The following is a 17878-nucleotide window of genomic DNA, read 5'->3' on the forward strand; positions in this document are numbered from 1 at the left end:
TGACTCCAGCCCCGGCCGATCAGCGGCCTTTCTGCTCGAGCCGGTCGAGCACGTCCTCGGTCAGCTCGACCCGGTCGGCGGAATAGACCACGCCCTCGGAGAGCACCAGGTCATAGCCCTTGTCGCGGGCAACCTCGCGGATGGCTTCCAGTACCAGCCGCTGCAACTTGCCCAGTTCCTCGTTCTTGCGCAGATTGAGGTCGTCGCGGAAATTGCTTTGCTGGCGCTGCAGGTCACGCAGCTTGCGGTTGAGCTCCCGTTCGAGCTCGCTGCGATCGGAGTCGGTCATCGTGACGCCTTCACGATTCAGCCGCCCCTCGAGCCCCTGGATTTCCTGGCGAAGCTGACGCAGCTCCTCCTCCCGGGCGGAGAATTCCTGCTCGAGCTTCTGCTTCGCCCGCTCGGCCTGTGGCGCCTGTTCCAGCAGCACGGACGAGTTGACGAAGCCGATCTTGACGTCCTCGGCGCCCTGGGCCAGCAGCGGCGCGCACAGCGCGACGGTCAGAAAAACCAATCGTTGAACCAAGCGAATCACGCGATCATCTCCTGAAACATCTGGACCCGGATGGGCCGATTGGGCACCGGCAACGGCAGCGCCCGACTTCTCGATGGCGCCCCATTATGCCACAGCGGGGGCATGCCCCGCGGGCATCAGAACGATGCGCCGATGGAGAACTGGAAGCTCTGTGTCCGGTCGCCCGGCTCGTCGTTGAGCGCCTCGGCGTAACTGAACATCAGCGGGCCGACCGGCGAGATCCAGCTCAGGCCCACACCGACCGACTGGCGCAGGGTGCCGGCCTCGAAGTTCTCGATGTCACGGTAGGCGTTGCCGATGTCCCAGAACACCGACATGCGGACCGAATCACGCTGCTCGGTCAGGAACGGCAGCGGCGAGTAGACCGCCAGGCCGCCGTTGACCTTGAAGGTGCCGCCCATCGGGTCGTCGTTGTTGTCGCGCGGGCCGAGCGAGTAATCCTCGTAGCCACGCACCGACCGGATACCGCCGGTGAAGTAGTTCAGGAACGGCGGCACACCGTCGTAGAACGGGCTCACGCCGCTGTAGTCCGACTGGGTATCGCCGTAGGACTTGATCTGGCCGACGTTGCCGTGGGCCTGCAGCGTGAACATCTCGGTGATTGGGAAGTAGAACTCGCCGTCGTATTCACCCTTGACGTAGGTCAGGTCGCTGCCCGGCACGGCCACCGTGCCCGACAGCTTGTGATACTGACCGGAGGTCGGGAAGAGGTGGCGATTGCGCGAGTCGTAACGCCACGACGGACGGATCGTGTAGGTGTAGAACTGCTCGCCGTCGAAGCCCGGGCCGCCGTCGTCGCCGGTCACCCAGCTGGGCGAGGCGGTGGTCGCCTTGATTTCCTGGCTTTCCACGCCGAAGGCGATCTGGGCGTAGGTCAGCTCCGAGAGCGGCACGCCGAAGTTGACGTTACCGCCGAACGAGTCGACCAGGTAGCGCGACAGCGACAGCTCGGTACCGTCCTGCTTCTGGTAGTAGAGACCGAAGCCCTGGCTGACACCGTTGACCGTGAAATACGGGTCGCGGTAGTTGAACTGGTAGTACTCCCGGTAGGAACTGCGCTCGACGTTGATGCCGACTTCCTTGCCGGTACCGAGGAAGTTCGGCTGGTTCAGACCAACGTTGAACAGCACGCCCTCGGCCTGCGAATAGCCCACACCGGCAGACAGCGAGCCGGACAGCTGCTCGGTGACGTCATACTCGATATCGACCTGGTCCGGCGCGTCGGGCACCGGCTTGACCTGCTGCTCGACTGTCTTGACCGACGGCAGGCGTTGCAGACGCTCCTTGGAGCGGTCGAGCTTGTCGCCCGCATACCAGCTGCCTTCCATCTGCCGCATCTCGCGGCGATAGACGACCTCGTTGGTGTTGTAGTTGCCCTGGAATTCGATCCGGCGGACGCTCACCCGGCGGCCCGGCTGCAGGTTGAAGTCGACCACGACCGACTTGGCTTCCTCGTCGATCTGCGGGCGCGGCTCGACGCGGGCGAAGGCATAGCCGTAGTCACCCATGCGGCTGCCGATGGCCTCGCTGGTATCGACGACCTGGCGGCGATTGAAGTACTCGCCCACCTCGACCTGGTTCAACTCATCCAGCGTCTGCTCGTTGAGCAGCATGTTGCCGCTGTAGGTGACGTCCTCGACGGTGTAGCGATCGCCCTCGGAGACATTGATCACGACCTCGATGTCCTTCTTGTCCGGCGTAATCGTCACCTGGGTCGAGTCGATCGCGAACTTGAGGTAGCCGCGATCGAGGTAGAACGAGCGCAGGCTTTCGAGATCGCCCTGCAACTTCTGCTTGGAGTACTGGTCGGCGTTCGACCAGAACGCCCACCAGGAGACGGGGCCGAGCTCGAGCTCGTCGAGCAGCTCGTCCTCGTCGAAGTCCTCGTTGCCGATGATGCGCACCCGACGGATCGAGGCCGGCTTGCCCTCGTAGATCTCGATGTCGACGAAGACGCGGTTGCCTTCGAGCTCCTCGACCTCCGTCTCGATCTGCACGCCGTACTGGCCGAGGCTGTAGTAGACCCGCTGCAGCTCGGTCTGCATCTTGTCCAGCGCCCGCTGGTCGAGGACTCGCCCCTGGACCAGGCCGATCGACTTCAGCGCTTCCTGGAGCTTTTCGGTCTCGACCTTGTCGTTACCGTTGACCTCGATCGCAGTGATGGTCGGGCGCTCCTGCAGGCGGATCAGCAAGGCGTCGTCCGGACCGCGGCCCACTTCGACGTTCTCGAAGAAGCCAGTGTCGTAGAGCGCTTCGACCACCCGGGTACTGTCGCCGGGCTGGAAGTCGTCTCCGACCTCGTAGGGGATGTAGGTGAAGACGGTGCCCGGGGAGATGGTGCGGAGCCCCTCGACCCGGATGTCGGTGATTTCGAATGCCTGTGCCAGCGTGGGCAGGAAGAGCAGCGCGGCGAGCGCCAGGGAGGTGCAGCGTTGGATGATGGTCATGCCAAAAGGCTTTCCTGGTCAGGCGGATGAAACAGGTACGGGGAAACCGGCCGCGGCACGGCGGGCACGCACCCGGCACAAGCGTGAATCCGGGCTATTGTGGCCCAAGCAGGGCTAGTGCATCAACCGGGCGATATCGTTGTAGAAGACCACCACCATGAGCACGCCGAGAACGGCAATTCCCAGCCGCGCGAAGATTTCCTCGACGGTCGGCCCGACCGGGCTGCCCTTGAGGGCCTCGATGGCGTACAGGAGCAGATGCCCCCCGTCGAGCATCGGGATCGGCAGCAGGTTGAGGATCGCGAGCGACAGGCTCACCAGTGCCAGAAAACCGAGGAAGGTCGAAACACCGAGCACGAGGCTCTTCCCGGCATACTCGGCGATCGCCACCGGCCCGGACAGGTTGGCGATACTGGCCTCGCCGATCAGCAGCCGATAGAACACCTCGAACGTCAGGGTGGTCATCTCCCAGCTGCGCTCGGCGGCCAGCCCCATCGCCTCGATCGGCCCGGCCCGTTCGATCAGGAACATCGATCCGGCCGCTTCCGGGTCCAGCGGCCGCGAGGCCAGCGCCACGCCGATGCGGCCAACCGTCTCGCCATCCACCTCGGTCGGACGGGGCGTGATCGGCACCCGGCGCTCGCCCTTCTCGCCGGCGACGATCAGCTCGGTGGACTGGCCGGCACGCTCGCTGATGGCATCGATCAGTGACCAGGGATCCTCGAAGCGCGCGTCCTCCAGACCGACGATCCGCTCACCGGTTGCCAAGCCGGCGACGTCGGCCGGGGAGCCGGGCTGAACCTCGGCGATCTCGGCGTGCGCCGGCGCGCGCCAAGGCACGAAACCGACCCGTTCGAGGATATCGGTGGGCTGCCGACCGATCTCGCCGCCGAGGGGGTCGAGATCGCGCAGATCGAGCACGACCTCGCGGACTTGACCGGCGCGGTCCAGCTTCATCGGCAGCCGTTGCTGCTCGATCGCACCGTTGAGCAGTTGCAGGCGCAGGTCGGAAAGCGTGGCCACCGACTGTCCGTCGACTGCGCGGATGACGTCGCCGGCCTCGACGCCAGCGTGCGCAAGCCGCGATTCCGCCTCGAGGTCGCCTACCTTCGGCAGCAGGCCCTGCGTGCCGATCATGAACATCAGCCACCAGAAGAACAGCGCCAGCACCACGTTGGCGGCGGGTCCGGCGGCAACCACCGCGGCACGAATGCGGATCGGCTGACGATTGAAGGCCCGGTGGCGCTCGGCGGGATCCACCTCGCCCTCGCGTTCGTCGAGCATGCGCACGTAGCCGCCGAGTGGCAGCATGCCGACCCGATACTCGATCGATTCCGGCCCGCGTCGGGTGGAGAAGATCGCGCGACCGAAACCCAGCGAATAGGTCAACACGCGCACGCCGAGGCGGCGGGCGACCCAGAAATGGCCGTATTCGTGGAAGGCGACGAGGATGCCGATGGTCAGCAGGAAGCCGACCAGACTGACGAGTATTTCCATGCCCTACCCCGTGTTCCGTGCGGCGACCGAGCGGCACCACTCGGTGGTCCACTCGCGCACGGCGTGGTCGGCCTCGAGCACCGCCTCGATGCTCGCGACCGATGGATTCTCACCGGCAAACGCGGCCATGGCCGCCTCGATCGCCGCCGGGATCGCCATGAAACCGATCCGTCCCTCGAGAAAACCGGCCACGGCCACCTCGTTGGCGGCGTTGAGCACCAGCGGCATGCTGCCACCAGCGTCGAGCGCCTCGAAGGCCAGGCGCAGGGCGGGAAAACGCTCGGGGTCCGGCGGCTCGAAGTGCAGCCCGGCCAGGGCGCCGAAATCGAGCGGCGCGACGCCCGAGTCGATCCGGTCCGGCCAGGCGAGCGCGTGGGCAATGGGCGTGCGCATGTCCGGCTCGCCCAGTTCGGCGATCACCGACCCGTCGACGAAGCGCACCATCGAATGGATCACGGACTCGGGGTGTACCAGCACCTCGATCCGCTCGGCGGCAACCCCGAACAGGCGCGCCGCCTCGATCACCTCGAGACCCTTGTTCATCATGGTGGCCGAATCGACCGAGATCTTGCGACCCATCGACCAGTTGGGGTGGGCGCAGGCCTCTTCCGGGGTGATCGCGGCAAAGTCGGCCAGCGGCCGGTCTCGGAAGGGACCGCCGGAGGCGGTGAGCACCAGCCGCTCGATGTCGCGGCTTTCCTCGGCCACGCCAGCACGACCGACCACCGCCGCCTGCTCGGCCGGCAGGCACTGGAAGATCGCGTTGTGCTCGCTGTCGATCGGCAGCAGGGTCGCGCCACCACGACGCGCGACGTCCAGCATCAGCTCGCCCGCCGCGACTAGGGATTCCTTGTTGGCCAGCAACACCCGCTTGCCGGCGGCAAGCGCGTTCCAGGTCGAGCCCAGCCCGGCCGTGCCGACGACCGCCGCCACCACGATATCGAGCTCCGTCTTGCCGGCCAGTTCGTCGACGGCCGCCTGCCCGGTCACCACCGCCGGGCGCTGCGCGACGGGAAGGCTCGCCAGGCGCTCATCGAGCGCCGCACGCTGACGGTCATCGACCAGCCCGACCACCGCGGGACGGAAGCGCTTGATCTGTTCGAACAGGGGATCGACCCGGGAGTAGGCGGCCAGCACCTCGACGGAAAAGCGCTCCGGGTGACGCGCCAGGACATCCAGCGTGCTTGCCCCGATACTGCCGGTCGAGCCGAAAAGACCGACGCACTGCCTGTCCATCGTCACGCCCCCAGCAACTGCATCTGCCAGAGCCCCAGCCACCACAGGGGCATGGCGGCGAATTGCCCGTCGAGCCGGTCCAGCACGCCTCCATGGCCCGGCAGCACCCGACCGCTGTCCTTGACGCCCGCTTCGCGCTTGAGGCGCGACTCCTCCAGGTCACCGCCCACGGATGCCAGTGCGACGGCAACGCACCACATGGCCAGCAGCCAGCTGGGCGTGGTCGCGAACAGCGGCAGCACCGCACCAATGGCGGCCAGCACGGCCACGCCAAGCAGGCCGCCGATCACGCCCTCGATCGACTTGCCCGGACTGATCATGGGGGCAAGCTTGCGCCGGCCGAAGGCCCGGCCGGCGAAATAGGCCAGTGAATCGGCCACGACGACCACCAGGATGCCGAACACCAGCAGCCACTCGCCCTGGGGGGCAGCGTGGATCGACACCAGCGCCAGCCAGAACAGCGGCAGGATGATCAGACCGATCAGCCGGCGCAGCCAGAATGGCCGGTTCGCCGGCCGCTCGCGCCGATGCCGCAGCTGGGCGACAAACAGGCCCAGCCAGACGACCGCCACCGTGGCCAGCAGCCAGACGCGCAGGCCTTCCGGCCAGGCCGCCTGCCAGCCGACCGCGATGGCCACGGTCGCCACCGCCCAGGGCCAGACGCGGCACGGCTCGAGACCGCAGAGACGAAACCATTCGACCGCCGCCCAGCCGAGAAGCGCAAGCGTGACCCCCGCAAAGATCCGCTCCGGAGCGAGCAGCACCACGGCAAGCGAGACCAGGCCGGCGATGAGGCCGGTGAGCAGCCGCAACGGTGTCCCGGTCATGACTTGCCCCCGTCGGCCACGCGACCAAAGCGCCGTTCGCGATCACCGAACCACGCCAGTGCGCGATCGAATTCGGTCTCGTCGAACAACGGCCAGAGCACGTCGGTGAAGTAGAGTTCGGCGTAGGCCATCTGCCAGAGCAGGAAGTTGCTCAGCCGATGCTCTCCACCGGTGCGGATGAACAGGTCGACCGGAGGCTGGTCCGGCGTGGAGAGGCCTGCCTCGAAGGTCGAGCGGAGGGTGTCGGGATCCTCGAGCGCGATCGGTGCCTCGGCATGCTGTTCCGCCAGTTGGCGAGCGGCCTGCAGGATATCCCACTGACCGCCGTAGCTGACGGCGATCTGCAGGTGGAGGCGGTCGTTGCCCTCCGTACGGGCCTCGGCCGCCTCCATCAGCCCGCGGACCCGGGGCTCGAGGCGCGAACGCTCGCCGATGAAACTCAGGCGGACGCCATTTTCATCCAGCTCGTCGAGCTCCTTCTCCAGCGCGTTGATGAACAGCTTCATCAGCGCGTCGACTTCGTCGATCGGGCGCTTCCAGTTCTCGGAGGAGAAGGCGAACAGAGTCAGGAGAGGGACGCCACGGCGCATCGCGGCGCGGATGGTGGCCCGCACCGCACGGCGACCACGCTGGTGCCCGACCGTGCGAGGCAGATGGCGGGCGCGCGCCCAGCGGCCGTTACCGTCCATGACGATCGCCACGTGGCGCGGCAGGCGCGCCCGCTCGGATCCGGGCGCCGGCTCGTGCTCGTTGCTACGCGCCCGCACGTCGGATCAGACTTCCATCAGCTCTTTTTCTTTGTCGGCCACGATCTGGTCCACCTCGGCGACCCGCTCGTCGGTCAGCTTCTGAATGGTGTCCTGGCCACGGCGCTCCTCGTCCTCGGAGATTTCCTTCTCCTTGAGGAAGGCCTTGAGGTCGTTGTTGGCATCACGACGGATGTTGCGGATGGCGATCTTGGTGTTCTCGCCCTCGTGACGAACCACCTTGCCGAGCTCGCGCCGGCGCTCCTCGGTCAGCGGCGGCATCGGCACGCGGATGACGGTGCCGGCGGTGGCCGGGTTGAGACCCAGATCCGAGGTCATGATCGCCTTCTCGATCTTGCCCACCATGTCCTTTTCCCACGGGGTGACGGTCAGGGTGCGCGCATCCTCGGTCGACAGCTTGGCGACCTGGGACAGCGGCACCTCGCTGCCGTAGTACTCCACGTGGATATGGTCGAGCACGCTCACATGCGCCCGGCCGGTGCGGATCTTGGCGAGCTCGCCCTTGAGCGCGTCGATGCTCTTGCTCATCCGCGAACGGGCGTCTTTGACCACGTCGTCAATCATTTCTTCACGTTCTCCGCTGTCACTAGGGTCCCCACGGACTCGCCGGATACGGCGCGAACCAGGTTCCCCGGCTCATTGATGTCAACCACCATCAGCGGCATATGCTGATCGCGACACATCACGATCGCGGTGGCGTCCATGACGCCCAGCCGCTGGTCGAGCACGGCATTGTACGTCAAATGGTCGTAGCGTTCCGCATCGTCATGGGTGGTCGGATCGGCACTGTAGACCCCGTCGACCTTGGTCGCCTTGATCATCAGGTCGGCCTTGAGCTCGGCCGCACGGAGGCTCGCCCCGGAGTCGGTGGTGAAGAACGGGTTGCCCGTCCCACCGACCAGCACCACCACGCGCCCCTTCTCCAGGTGACGCACGGCGCGGCGGCGGATGTAGTCCTCGCAGACGGCATGAATGGACACCGCCGACATTACCCGCACCTTGAGGTCGCGGCGCTCGAGCACGTCCTGCATCGCCAGACCGTTCATGACGGTGGCCAGCATGCCCATCTGGTCGCCGGTAACCCGGTCCATCCCGGCTCCGGCAAGGCCTTCGCCGCGAAAGATGTTGCCGCCACCGACGACCACGGCCACCTCGACATCCTGGTCGCGCAGCTTCTGGATATCGTCGCCAAGGCGATTGATGACTGCCGGATCGATCCCGAAAGGCTGCTCGCCCATCAGCGCCTCGCCGCTGAGCTTTAGCAGGACACGTCGGTAGCGGGGGGAGCCGGCAGTTTGCATATCGTTCACCTGTGGGCTGTGGTCATGCGACGGACGGGGCGCCGCGGGTGGTCGCGGCGGCGTCGGTATCTCTGGCTAAGCCCCGCCGGGTCGGGCGCCGGGGCTTAGGCGGAGAAACCGCGGTTCAAAAAAAAGCCGGGGCAAGCCCGGCTTTTCTGGCAAGGGGGATCAGCCCCCCTTGACCTGCGCCATTACCTCGGCGGCGAAATCGGCTTCTTCTTTCTCGATGCCTTCGCCGACCTCCATGCGCTCGAAACGCACGACCTTGGCGCCCTCCTTCTTGAGGAGCTGACCGACGGTCTGGTCCGGGTCCTTGACGAACGGCTGACCCACCAGCGTGATCTCGGCGAGGAACTTGCGCAGACGACCTTCGATCATCTTCTCGACGATCTCTGGCGGCTTGCCCGACTCGGCAGCCTGGGCACGGAAGATCTCGCGCTCCTTCTCGAGAGTCGCCTCGTCGACCTGGGACTCGTCGACACAGGTCGGCTGAGAGGCGGCGACGTGCATTGCCAGATCACGTGCCAGCTCCTCGTTGCCGCCCTCGAGCTCGACCAGCACGCCGATCCGCTCGCCGTGGCGGTAGGCACCGACAACACCGGAGGTCGCGATACGGACGAAACGACGGATCTGGATGTTCTCGCCCAGCTTGGCGACCAGCGCCTTGCGGCGGTCGTCGGCGGCCTCGCCGTCTACCTGGAGGCCGTTGACGGCGTCGAGGTCGGCCGGATCGTCAGCCAGCACCTGCTCGGCGACGCCCTGGGCGAAGCCGGCGAAATCGTCACCCTTGGCAACGAAGTCGGTCTCGGAGTTGATCTCGACCATGGCGGCGCTCTTGCGATCGTCCGCCAAGGCGATGGTGACCTGACCTTCGGCGGCGACGCGGTCGGCCTTCTTGTCGGCCTTCGCCAGACCGCTCTTGCGCATCTGCTCGATTGCGGCCTCGATGTCGCCGTCGGTCTCGACCAGCGCCTTCTTGCACTCCATCATGCCCGAGCCAGTGCGCTCGCGGAGCTCTTTGACCAGAGAGGCGGTAATTGCCATGAGCTGTTGTCTCCCGAATCTGTCTTGTACGAAAACAACGGGCCAACCGACCCGTTGTTCGGAAAATTCTTGCCGGACGACCCTGCAGCCGCCCGGCCGCCGGCCTTACTTGGCCGCTTCTTCCTCGTCGGAAACCTCGACGAAGTCCGACTCGCTCACGCTGGAAGCGCCCTTGGCGTCCAGAACCGCGTCGGCGACGGCCTTGGTGTAGAGCTGGATGGCGCGGATGGCGTCATCGTTGCCCGGGATGACGTAGTCGACGCCCTCGGTGCTGCTGTTGGTATCGACGACGGCGACCACCGGGATGCCGAGCTTCTTGGCTTCCTTGATGGCGATGTCCTCGTGACCCACGTCGATAACGAACAGCGCGTCCGGCAGGCGCTCCATGTCCTGGATACCGCCGATGGAACGCTCGAGCTTGGCGCGCTCGCGAGTGGTCTCCAGCGCTTCCTTCTTGACCAGCTTCGCCAGGCTGCCGTCGGCTTCCATCTGCTGAAGCGACTTCAGGCGACGGATGGAGGAACGCACGGTGCGGAAGTTGGTCATCATGCCGCCGAGCCAACGGTTGTTGACGTAGGGCATACCGCAGCGCTTGGCTTCCTGCTCGACCAGCTCACGCGCGGAGCGCTTGGTGCCGACGAACATGATCTTGCCGCCGTTACCGACCAGCTTGCCGACGTAGTTCAAGGCGTCCTCGAACATCGGCAGTGTCTTTTCCAGGTTGACGATGTGGATCCGGTTGCGCTGACCGAAGATGTAGGGCGCCATGCCCGGGTTCCAGTATCGAGTCTGGTGACCGAAGTGGACACCGGCCTCGATCATCTGACGCATCGTGATTTTAGCCATTGATAAATACCTGATTTAGTTGGGTTAGGCCTCCGCCACATCTGACAACGCAACCCCGGCCGTACCGCTGGGCACCCCGCGCTGCCAACTCGATGGGCGTGTGGGATTTCGGATCACCCATTTCTCAGGGGCGACCCGGCGCGCGAATTATACGGGAGATCGTCCGCGGACGGAACCGCAAAATGCGGACCCCGTCCGGGATCAGCCGGCCGCATGCCGACGCACGACATCGGCAAGCGTCTCGGCCACCGCCTGCACCTGCGTCTCCGACTGCCCCTCGACCATCACGCGGATCAACGGCTCGGTACCCGAGGGGCGCAACAACACCCGACCACGTCCGGCCAGCTCCCGTTCGGCCGCGGCCACGGCATCGACGATCACCGCATCCTCCAGCGAAACCGGCTGCTCGATGCGCACGTTGATCAGCACCTGCGGCAGGATGCTCATGGGCTCGAGCAGCTCGGTCAGCGACCGCCCTCGGCGCGCCATCTCGGCAAGCACCTGCAGCGCGGCAATGATGCCGTCACCCGTCGTGTGGCGATCGAGGCAGAGCAGGTGGCCGGAGGACTCGCCGCCCAGCAGCCATTGCTCGCGCTTGAGCGCCTCATGCACGTAGCGGTCGCCCACCTTGGCGCGCTGGAACGGCCGACCGAGGGCCTCGATCGCCTGCTCCAGCCCGAGGTTGCTCATCAGGGTGCCGACCACGCCGCCCTGATAGCCCTGCTCGATGCGACCCGCGGCGATCACGTAGAGCAACTCGTCGCCATCGCGGATCTCGCCATCGGCATCGACCATGATGACGCGGTCGCCATCGCCATCGAACGCGACCCCGAGATCCGCCTGCGAGGCCCGCACGGCCGCCTGCAGCGTCTCGGGGTGGGTCGAGCCGACACCTTCGTTGATATTGAAGCCGTCGGGGGCCGCGCCGATCACCTCCACCTCGGCGCCCAGCTCGGCGAACACGCGCGGGGCGACCTGGTAGGTGGCGCCGTGGGCGCAATCGACCACGATCCGCAGACCGGCGAGGCTCATGCCGTTGGGCACCGAGCTCTTGCAGAACTCGATGTATCGCCCGGGGGCGTCGTCGATCCGATCGGCCTTGCCCAGCTGCCGGTTGTCGATCACCTCGAGATCGTGGTCGAGCAGCTCCTGGATCTCGTCCTCGACGGCATCGGGAAGCTTCTCGCCATGCGAGGAGAAGAACTTCACGCCGTTGTCGTCGAAGGGGTTGTGCGAGGCGCTGATCACCACCCCGACCGAGGCGCGCAGCGTACGCGTCAGATAGGCGATCGCCGGCGTCGGCATCGGCCCGAGCAGGCGGACGTCCACACCGGCTGCGGCAAACCCGGCCTCGAGTGCCGACTCGAACATGTACCCGGACACGCGCGTGTCCTTGCCGATCAGCACGCGCCGACGGCCATGATTCCCCAGCACCTTGCCGGCCGCCCAGCCCAGCTTGAGCACGAACTCCGGGGTCATGGGGTACCGCCCCACCGCCCCGCGCACGCCGTCGGTTCCGAACACCCTGGTCACAGTCTTTCCCTCGTCATCATCTGGCGGGCAGCATCGCCAACCCGCGTCCCAAACGCAAAAACGCCGGCGTGACGCCGGCGTCCGTTCCCGTTCGAGTGACCCGGCCGAATCAGACGGCCGGGCACGCCGGGATTACTCCTGCTCTTCGCCGATGGTGGCGATGTAGGCAGCGAGGTTGTTGATGTCCGCGTCGGACAGGTGGGTCGCCTGCGGGATCATCGCGTAGGAGTTCGGACCCATCTCGGTGCCCTTGCGGTACACCTTCAGCAGGGACGCGACCTGCGATGCCGGCAGACCCTTCAGCGCCGGCGCGTTGAACAGGTGACCACCCTCGCCCTGCTCGCCGTGGCAGATGGCGCAGGAGGAGTACAGTGCGTCGCCGCGGACGATGTCGGCCTGGGCGATGGCTGCCGGGGCAGCCTGCTCGCCACCCTGATCGGCGGCAGCGGCATCGTCACCACCGGCGGCACCGCCGAATTCCTCGGCGATGTAGGCGGCCAGGTTGGCAATGTCGTCGTCCGAGAGGCCGGATGCGTTCGGCGCCATGGTGCCGTAACGGCTGCCCAGACCGACGCTCTTCAGGTAGTCCTGATCACCATCGCGGTAGGCGGTCAGCTTCTTGGCCGTCTCTTCTTCGGTCAGACCGGTCAGCTTCGGGAAGGCCCCGCCCTGACCCATGCCGTCGGCGCCGTGGCAGGCGGCACAGGTGGCGTACTTTTCCTTGCCGGCAGCCGGATCGCCGGCGGCCTGGGCCATCAGCGGAGCGGCAAGCATGCCGCTGGCAGCAAGGGCGATGAGTGAACGACGCATCTGTTTCATGATTTTTCTCTCAACTGTTGCTCCCGCCACACCCGCTGGTTGACGAATTCACCCGAGCGCGCGACGGCGCTCGAATCGGTGGACGTGCGGGTGGGCGGCGATTTTCAAGTCAACCAAATTAACCCCGGCGGCAAAATATCAGAAAACCCTAATTCGATCCAAGGTAAACGCATTTATGCCGGGAAAGCGCTCTTTGTGCACCCGGGACGTCAGGCCGAACGCATCGCCGACCAGATTGCCAGCGCATCCCGCGTCGCCTCGACGTCGTGGACACGCAGCACGGCCGCCCCGCGCTCGACGGCCAGCAGGGCCGCCGCGGCACTGCCCACCGCGCGGCGGTCGACCGGCTGTCCGGTCGCCTCCCCGATCATGCGCTTGCGGGACATGCCCACCAGCACAGGCGCGTCGAGGCGCGCCAGCTCGTCCAGGCGCCGCAACAGGGCGAAGTTCTGCTCGGCGGTCTTGGCAAAACCGAACCCGGGGTCCACCAGCACCCGCTCCGGCGGCAGCCCGGCGGCCTTCAGGCGCCGCAGGCGCTCGGCGAGGAAGTCGATCACTTCCGTGACGACATCCTGGTAGCCCGTGCGCTCGGCCATGTCGCCGGGCTCGCCGCGCATGTGCATCACGCAGACCGACGCCCCGCTGGCCACCGCCGCCTCGACCGCGCCCGGCCGGGTCAGCGCCCGCACGTCGTTGATCAGGCAGGCGCCGGCGGCGACCGCCTGACCCATGACCGCCGGCGTACTGGTGTCGACCGACAGCGGGCAGTCGAAGCGCTCGGCGAGCGCCTCGATCACCGGGATCACCCGGTCGAGCTCTTCCTGCTGGGAGACCGGTGTGGCCCCGGGGCGGGTGGACTCGCCACCCACGTCGATCAGGTCGGCGCCGGCGTCGAGCATCTCGCCGGCCGCATCCACCGCCCGCTCGACGCTGTTGAACTGCCCGCCGTCGGAAAAGGAATCCGGCGTCGCGTTCAGGATGCCCATGATCCATGGGCGCCCCGTCAACCGCCAGTCAGGGCAGCGGCCTGCCGTCATCCGCCCCTCGGGCCACCCAGCGGATCGCTGTCCGGGCGGCGGCCGTCTTCGTCCGGCGACTCGCCGTCACCGCGCTGGTCCGGCTCGCGGCCCTCGCCGTCCTCGGCCTCCTCGTCCGTGGTATCGACGTGGGTACCGGCACTGGGCGGCTGATTATCCGAACCGGCCTCCTGGTCGTTCCAGTCCTCCGGCTCGCGCACCGGGCGCCGCTCCATCAGGTCGTCGATCTGGCCGGAATCGATGGTCTCGTACTTCATCAGCGCGTCGGCCATCGCATGCAGGATGTCCATGTTCTCCACCAGGATCTGGCGGCAGCGCTGATAGTTGCGGTCGATGACGTCCTTGATCTCGACGTCGATGATTTCCTTGGTCTCGTCGGAGAACTGGCCGCCGGAGGCCTGGCGGCCCATGAACGGGTCGCCGTCGTCCTCGGAGTAGTAGAGCGTGCCGAGCTTCTCGGACATGCCCCACTTGGTGACCATGTTGCGCGCGAGCTCGGTGGCGCGCTCGATGTCGTTCGAGGCCCCGGTCGTGACCGCCTCGTCGCCGAAGATCAGTTCCTCGGCCAGCCGGCCGCCGAACAGGCTCGAGATGTTCGACTCGAGCTTGCGCCGCGAGTAGCTGTAACGATCCTGGTCCGGCAGGAACATGGTGATGCCGAGCGCCCGGCCACGCGGGATGATCGAAACCTTGTAGACCGGGTCGTGCTCCGGCACCAGTCGGCCGACGATGGCGTGGCCCGCCTCGTGATAGGCGGTGAGTTTCTTCTCGTCCTCGCTCATCACCATGGACTTGCGCTCGGCGCCCATGATGATCTTGTCCTTGGCGCGCTCGAGGTCGGCCATGGTGACCTCGGGCTTGTTGGCCCGCGCGGCGAACAACGCGGCCTCGTTGACCAGGTTGGCCAGATCCGCACCGGAGAAGCCCGGCGTGCCGCGCGCGATCAGCGACGGCTCGACATCCTTGGCTGCCGGCACCTTGCGCAGGTGGACATTGAGGATCTGCTCGCGGCCGCGCACGTCCGGCAGACCGACCACCACCTGGCGATCGAAACGGCCGGGGCGCAGCAGCGCCTTGTCGAGCACGTCGGCACGGTTGGTGGCCGCGACCACGATCACGCCCTCGTTGCCCTCGAAACCGTCCATCTCGACCAGCAGCTGGTTGAGGGTCTGCTCGCGCTCGTCGTGACCGCCGCCCATGCCGGAACCGCGATGACGGCCGACCGCGTCGATCTCGTCGATGAAGATGATGCAGGGCGCGTGCTTCTTGGCCTGCTCGAACATGTCACGCACCCGGGAGGCGCCCACGCCGACGAACATCTCGACGAAGTCCGAGCCGGAAATGGAGAAGAACGGCACCTTGGCCTCGCCGGCGACCGCCTTGGCCAGCAGCGTCTTGCCGGTGCCCGGCGGGCCGACCATCAGCACGCCGCGCGGGATGTTGCCGCCCAGACGCTGGAACTTGCCCGGGTCCTTGAGGAAGTCGACCAGCTCGACCACCTCTTCCTTGGCCTCGTCGGCGCCGGCGACATCGCCGAACGTCACCTTGACCTGGTCCTCGCTCATCAGCTTGGCCTTGGACTTGCCGAAGCTCATCGCGCCGCGGCCGCCACCGCCCTGCATCTGGCGCATGAAGAAGATCCAGATGGCGATCAGCAGGATGAACGGGAACCACTGGATGAAGATCGTCATCAGCAGCGACGGCTTCTCCGGCGGCTTGGCGTTGATCTTGACGTTGTTGTCGAGCAGATCACCCACCAGGGCACGGTTGTCGGTCTCCGGGCTGTAGGTCTCGAAACGCGTGCCCGACCCGGTGGTGCCGCTGATGTTCTTGCCTTCCATCGTGACCGAATCGATCCGGCCGCTCTTCACGTCCTCGATGAACTGCGAATAGGGCTTCGCGCTCGTCGTGGTCGCGCGCTGATCGAAGCTGTTGAACACCGTCATCAGCACGACGGCGATCACCACCCAGATCAGGATATTCTTGGTCAAGTCGTTCAACGCAACACCTCTGCGTGCAGCCGCAAGCAGGCGGACATCGCCGATGCCCGCCTGCCCTGGCGAATCAATGAGTCGAATATTGTTCGGTCAACCTTATCTCACGCGCTTGCCGGTTGCCACCAGATAGACCTCGCGCGAACGCGGTCGGGACGCCTTGGGCTTGCGCACCGCCACGCGGTCGAACCGCTGACGCACGTCCTTGACGTACTCGTCGAACCCCTCGCCCTGGAACAGCTTGGTGACGAAGGCGCCCTTGGTCTTGAGCATGCGATCGCAGAAATCCAGCGCAAGTTCCGCCAGATACATCGAGCGCGGGATGTCCACCGAGTCCAGACCACTCATATTGGGGGCCATGTCGGAAAGCACAAGGTCGACCTCCTGATCGCCGAGCGCGGCCTCGAGCTGCTCGAGCACCTCGTCCTCGGTGAAGTCGCCCTGCAGGACCGTGGTATCGGCGAAATGGTCCATCGGCAGCAGGTCGAGGGCGTAGACGTGCCCCTTGGAACCGACCACCTGGGCGGCGTACTGCGTCCAGCCGCCGGGCGCGGCACCCAGATCGACCACCGTCATTCCCGGCTTGAGAAAACGGTCGCGCTCGTTGAGCTCGATCAGCTTGTAGACGGCACGCGAGCGCCAGCCTTCACGCTGCGCCTTCTGCACGAACTCGTCGCTGAAATGCTCGGCGAGCCATCGCTTGCTGCTGACCGAACGCGCCATCTAGGACTCCAGACAATAGAAAACCGGGGGCCGGGAATTATCCCCGATTGCCCCCGGTTGCCCAAATCGATGGTGGGTGGGCGGGTGCCCGGCAGATCAATGCTCGTGGCCGTGACCGCTGTCGTGACTGCCCATTGCCTGCCCGCGCGGCGTGACCGGCGCATCGACCGTCTGTCGGCTACCGTCAGCCAACGTCAGTTCGAGCGTGACGTTCTCGCCCTCGGCCAGCTCGCGCTGTATGCCGATCAGCATCACGTGGTAACCGCCGGGGGCCAGCCGGACGGAGCCGCCGGCCGGTACGGTGATGCGCTCCTGCTCGATCATGCGGTGCATGCCGTTCTCGTTGACCGAACGATGCAGCTCGACTGCATCGAAGCCGTCGGCATCCGCCGCGACAAGGTCGACCGGCTCGTCACCCGGGTTGTGCAGTTCCATGAACCCCGCGGTGGCATGCGCACCCGGCGGGGCCAGCGCCACCCAGGGCTCACTCACCTGCAGCTCGGCCGCCTGCACGGCGGCGCCGGCCAGCAAGGCAGCGGCAAACATCAGGGCCTTGAGCGGCCCGTCGGCGATTGTCGTCTTCATCGTCATGGCTTCACCTCCGAGATGAAATCGTCAAGGGCCTCCACGATCGCCGACGGGTCGTGCGGCCCCGGGAGAAAGGCCAACATCCGACCGTCCGGACCGATCAGCCGAAAACTGGTGTCGTGATCGACGCTGTACGTGGTCTCGCCGGCCTCGTGCGGCTCGATCCGGTAGCCGGCCCAGACCGCCCCCGTGATGGCATCGATGGAGTCGCGCGAGCCGGTGACCGGCACGAATTCCTCCGAGAAGAAGGCGGTGTATTTCTCGAGATGAGCCGGCGTGTCACGCTCCGGGTCAACCGAAAGGAACACCACCTGCCAGGGGATCGTCGGCCGCCGCCCCTGCAACATCGGCAGGATGCGGGACAGCTGACCAAGCTCGGTCGGGCAGATGTCCGGGCAGAAGCTGTAACCGACGTAAAGCAGCGTCCAGCGCCCGTCGAACAGCTCGGCCGAGCGGCGCTCGCCGTCGACGCCCGCCAGGCTGACATCGGGCACCGGCACCGGCGCCTCGGGCGTGCGCAGCACCAGTGGGTCGGGGGTCTGATAGCCGGCCAGCGGATTGTCGCCACCGTCCGGCTGACAACCTGTCAACCAGAGGGCGACCAGCATCAGTGGCAGCAGGACTCGACTCGGTCGCATGGATATCGGCTCCGGCGTGAATTGGTCGACGGGATTCGAGCCGTTA

At 66.4% G+C, this 17878-nt stretch carries 17 protein-coding genes; all 17 read right to left on the reverse strand.

Annotated features, from left to right (window positions below; all coding sequences use genetic code 11):
- Nucleotides 1-19: 19 nt before the first annotated feature.
- The 17 genes from AWR35_RS03105 to AWR35_RS03185 all read right to left on the reverse strand — a co-directional run bounded on the left by AWR35_RS03105 (nt 20) and on the right by AWR35_RS03185 (nt 17832).
- Nucleotides 20-535, reverse strand: a complete 516-nt coding sequence (locus AWR35_RS03105; protein ID WP_058574496.1) for an OmpH family outer membrane protein — start codon at nt 533-535, stop codon at nt 20-22.
- 116 nt (nt 536-651) lie between these two features.
- Complete coding sequence (bamA, locus tag AWR35_RS03110; protein ID WP_058574497.1) at nt 652-2982, reverse strand: outer membrane protein assembly factor BamA; 2331 nt, start codon at nt 2980-2982, stop codon at nt 652-654.
- 114 nt (nt 2983-3096) lie between these two features.
- A complete protein-coding gene (gene rseP, locus AWR35_RS03115) occupies nt 3097-4479 on the reverse strand; it encodes an RIP metalloprotease RseP (RefSeq protein ID WP_058574498.1) in 1383 nt (460 codons plus the stop codon).
- A 3-nt stretch (nt 4480-4482) separates the two neighbouring features.
- Entirely contained in the window at nt 4483-5715 is a 1233-nt protein-coding gene (dxr, locus tag AWR35_RS03120) for a 1-deoxy-D-xylulose-5-phosphate reductoisomerase (protein ID WP_058574499.1), read from the reverse strand.
- 2 nt (nt 5716-5717) lie between these two features.
- Nucleotides 5718-6542 (reverse strand): phosphatidate cytidylyltransferase, encoded by an 825-nt coding sequence (locus AWR35_RS03125; protein WP_058574500.1) that lies wholly within the window; start codon nt 6540-6542, stop codon nt 5718-5720.
- The gene (gene uppS / locus AWR35_RS03130; protein ID WP_231723550.1) at nt 6539-7309 is read right to left on the reverse strand and encodes a polyprenyl diphosphate synthase; all 771 of its coding nucleotides are present in this window, start codon (nt 7307-7309) and stop codon (nt 6539-6541) included. Before uppS ends, AWR35_RS03125 begins: the two co-directional genes overlap by 4 nt.
- Nucleotides 7310-7315: 6 nt before the next feature.
- The gene (gene frr, locus AWR35_RS03135) at nt 7316-7873 is read right to left on the reverse strand and encodes a ribosome recycling factor (protein ID WP_058574501.1); all 558 of its coding nucleotides are present in this window, start codon (nt 7871-7873) and stop codon (nt 7316-7318) included.
- Nucleotides 7870-8610, reverse strand: a complete 741-nt coding sequence (pyrH, locus tag AWR35_RS03140) for a UMP kinase (RefSeq protein ID WP_058574502.1) — start codon at nt 8608-8610, stop codon at nt 7870-7872. Before pyrH ends, frr begins: the two co-directional genes overlap by 4 nt.
- Nucleotides 8611-8778: 168 nt before the next feature.
- Complete coding sequence (tsf, locus tag AWR35_RS03145) at nt 8779-9654, reverse strand: translation elongation factor Ts (protein ID WP_058574503.1); 876 nt, start codon at nt 9652-9654, stop codon at nt 8779-8781.
- Nucleotides 9655-9759: 105 nt separating this feature from the next.
- On the reverse strand, nt 9760-10500 hold the full coding sequence (rpsB, locus tag AWR35_RS03150; RefSeq protein WP_058574504.1) for a 30S ribosomal protein S2: 741 nt from the start codon (nt 10498-10500) through the stop codon (nt 9760-9762).
- A 201-nt stretch (nt 10501-10701) separates the two neighbouring features.
- Nucleotides 10702-12033 carry a phosphoglucosamine mutase gene (gene glmM / locus AWR35_RS03155; protein ID WP_082663873.1) on the reverse strand — a complete coding sequence of 444 codons (1332 nt, stop codon included), beginning with the start codon at nt 12031-12033 and terminating at the stop codon, nt 10702-10704.
- A 132-nt stretch (nt 12034-12165) separates the two neighbouring features.
- Nucleotides 12166-12852: a c-type cytochrome gene (locus AWR35_RS03160; protein WP_058574506.1), complete on the reverse strand. Its 687-nt coding sequence runs from the start codon at nt 12850-12852 to the stop codon at nt 12166-12168.
- 209 nt (nt 12853-13061) lie between these two features.
- Nucleotides 13062-13838 carry a dihydropteroate synthase gene (gene folP / locus AWR35_RS03165; RefSeq protein WP_082663874.1) on the reverse strand — a complete coding sequence of 259 codons (777 nt, stop codon included), beginning with the start codon at nt 13836-13838 and terminating at the stop codon, nt 13062-13064.
- Between the two features lie 47 nt (nt 13839-13885).
- Nucleotides 13886-15889, reverse strand: coding sequence for an ATP-dependent zinc metalloprotease FtsH (gene ftsH / locus AWR35_RS03170; RefSeq protein WP_058574508.1), 2004 nt, complete (start codon nt 15887-15889; stop codon nt 13886-13888).
- Between the two features lie 93 nt (nt 15890-15982).
- Complete coding sequence (rlmE, locus tag AWR35_RS03175) at nt 15983-16606, reverse strand: 23S rRNA (uridine(2552)-2'-O)-methyltransferase RlmE (protein WP_058574509.1); 624 nt, start codon at nt 16604-16606, stop codon at nt 15983-15985.
- A gap of 96 nt (nt 16607-16702) precedes the next feature.
- On the reverse strand, nt 16703-17191 hold the full coding sequence (locus AWR35_RS03180; RefSeq protein WP_066185050.1) for a copper chaperone PCu(A)C: 489 nt from the start codon (nt 17189-17191) through the stop codon (nt 16703-16705).
- Between the two features lie 2 nt (nt 17192-17193).
- A complete protein-coding gene (locus AWR35_RS03185) occupies nt 17194-17832 on the reverse strand; it encodes an SCO family protein (protein ID WP_058574510.1) in 639 nt (212 codons plus the stop codon).
- Nucleotides 17833-17878: the final 46 nt, after the last annotated feature.

Origin of the sequence: Guyparkeria sp. WRN-7 (assembly GCF_001641825.1) — a bacterium.
Taxonomy (GTDB): domain Bacteria; phylum Pseudomonadota; class Gammaproteobacteria; order Halothiobacillales; family Halothiobacillaceae; genus Guyparkeria.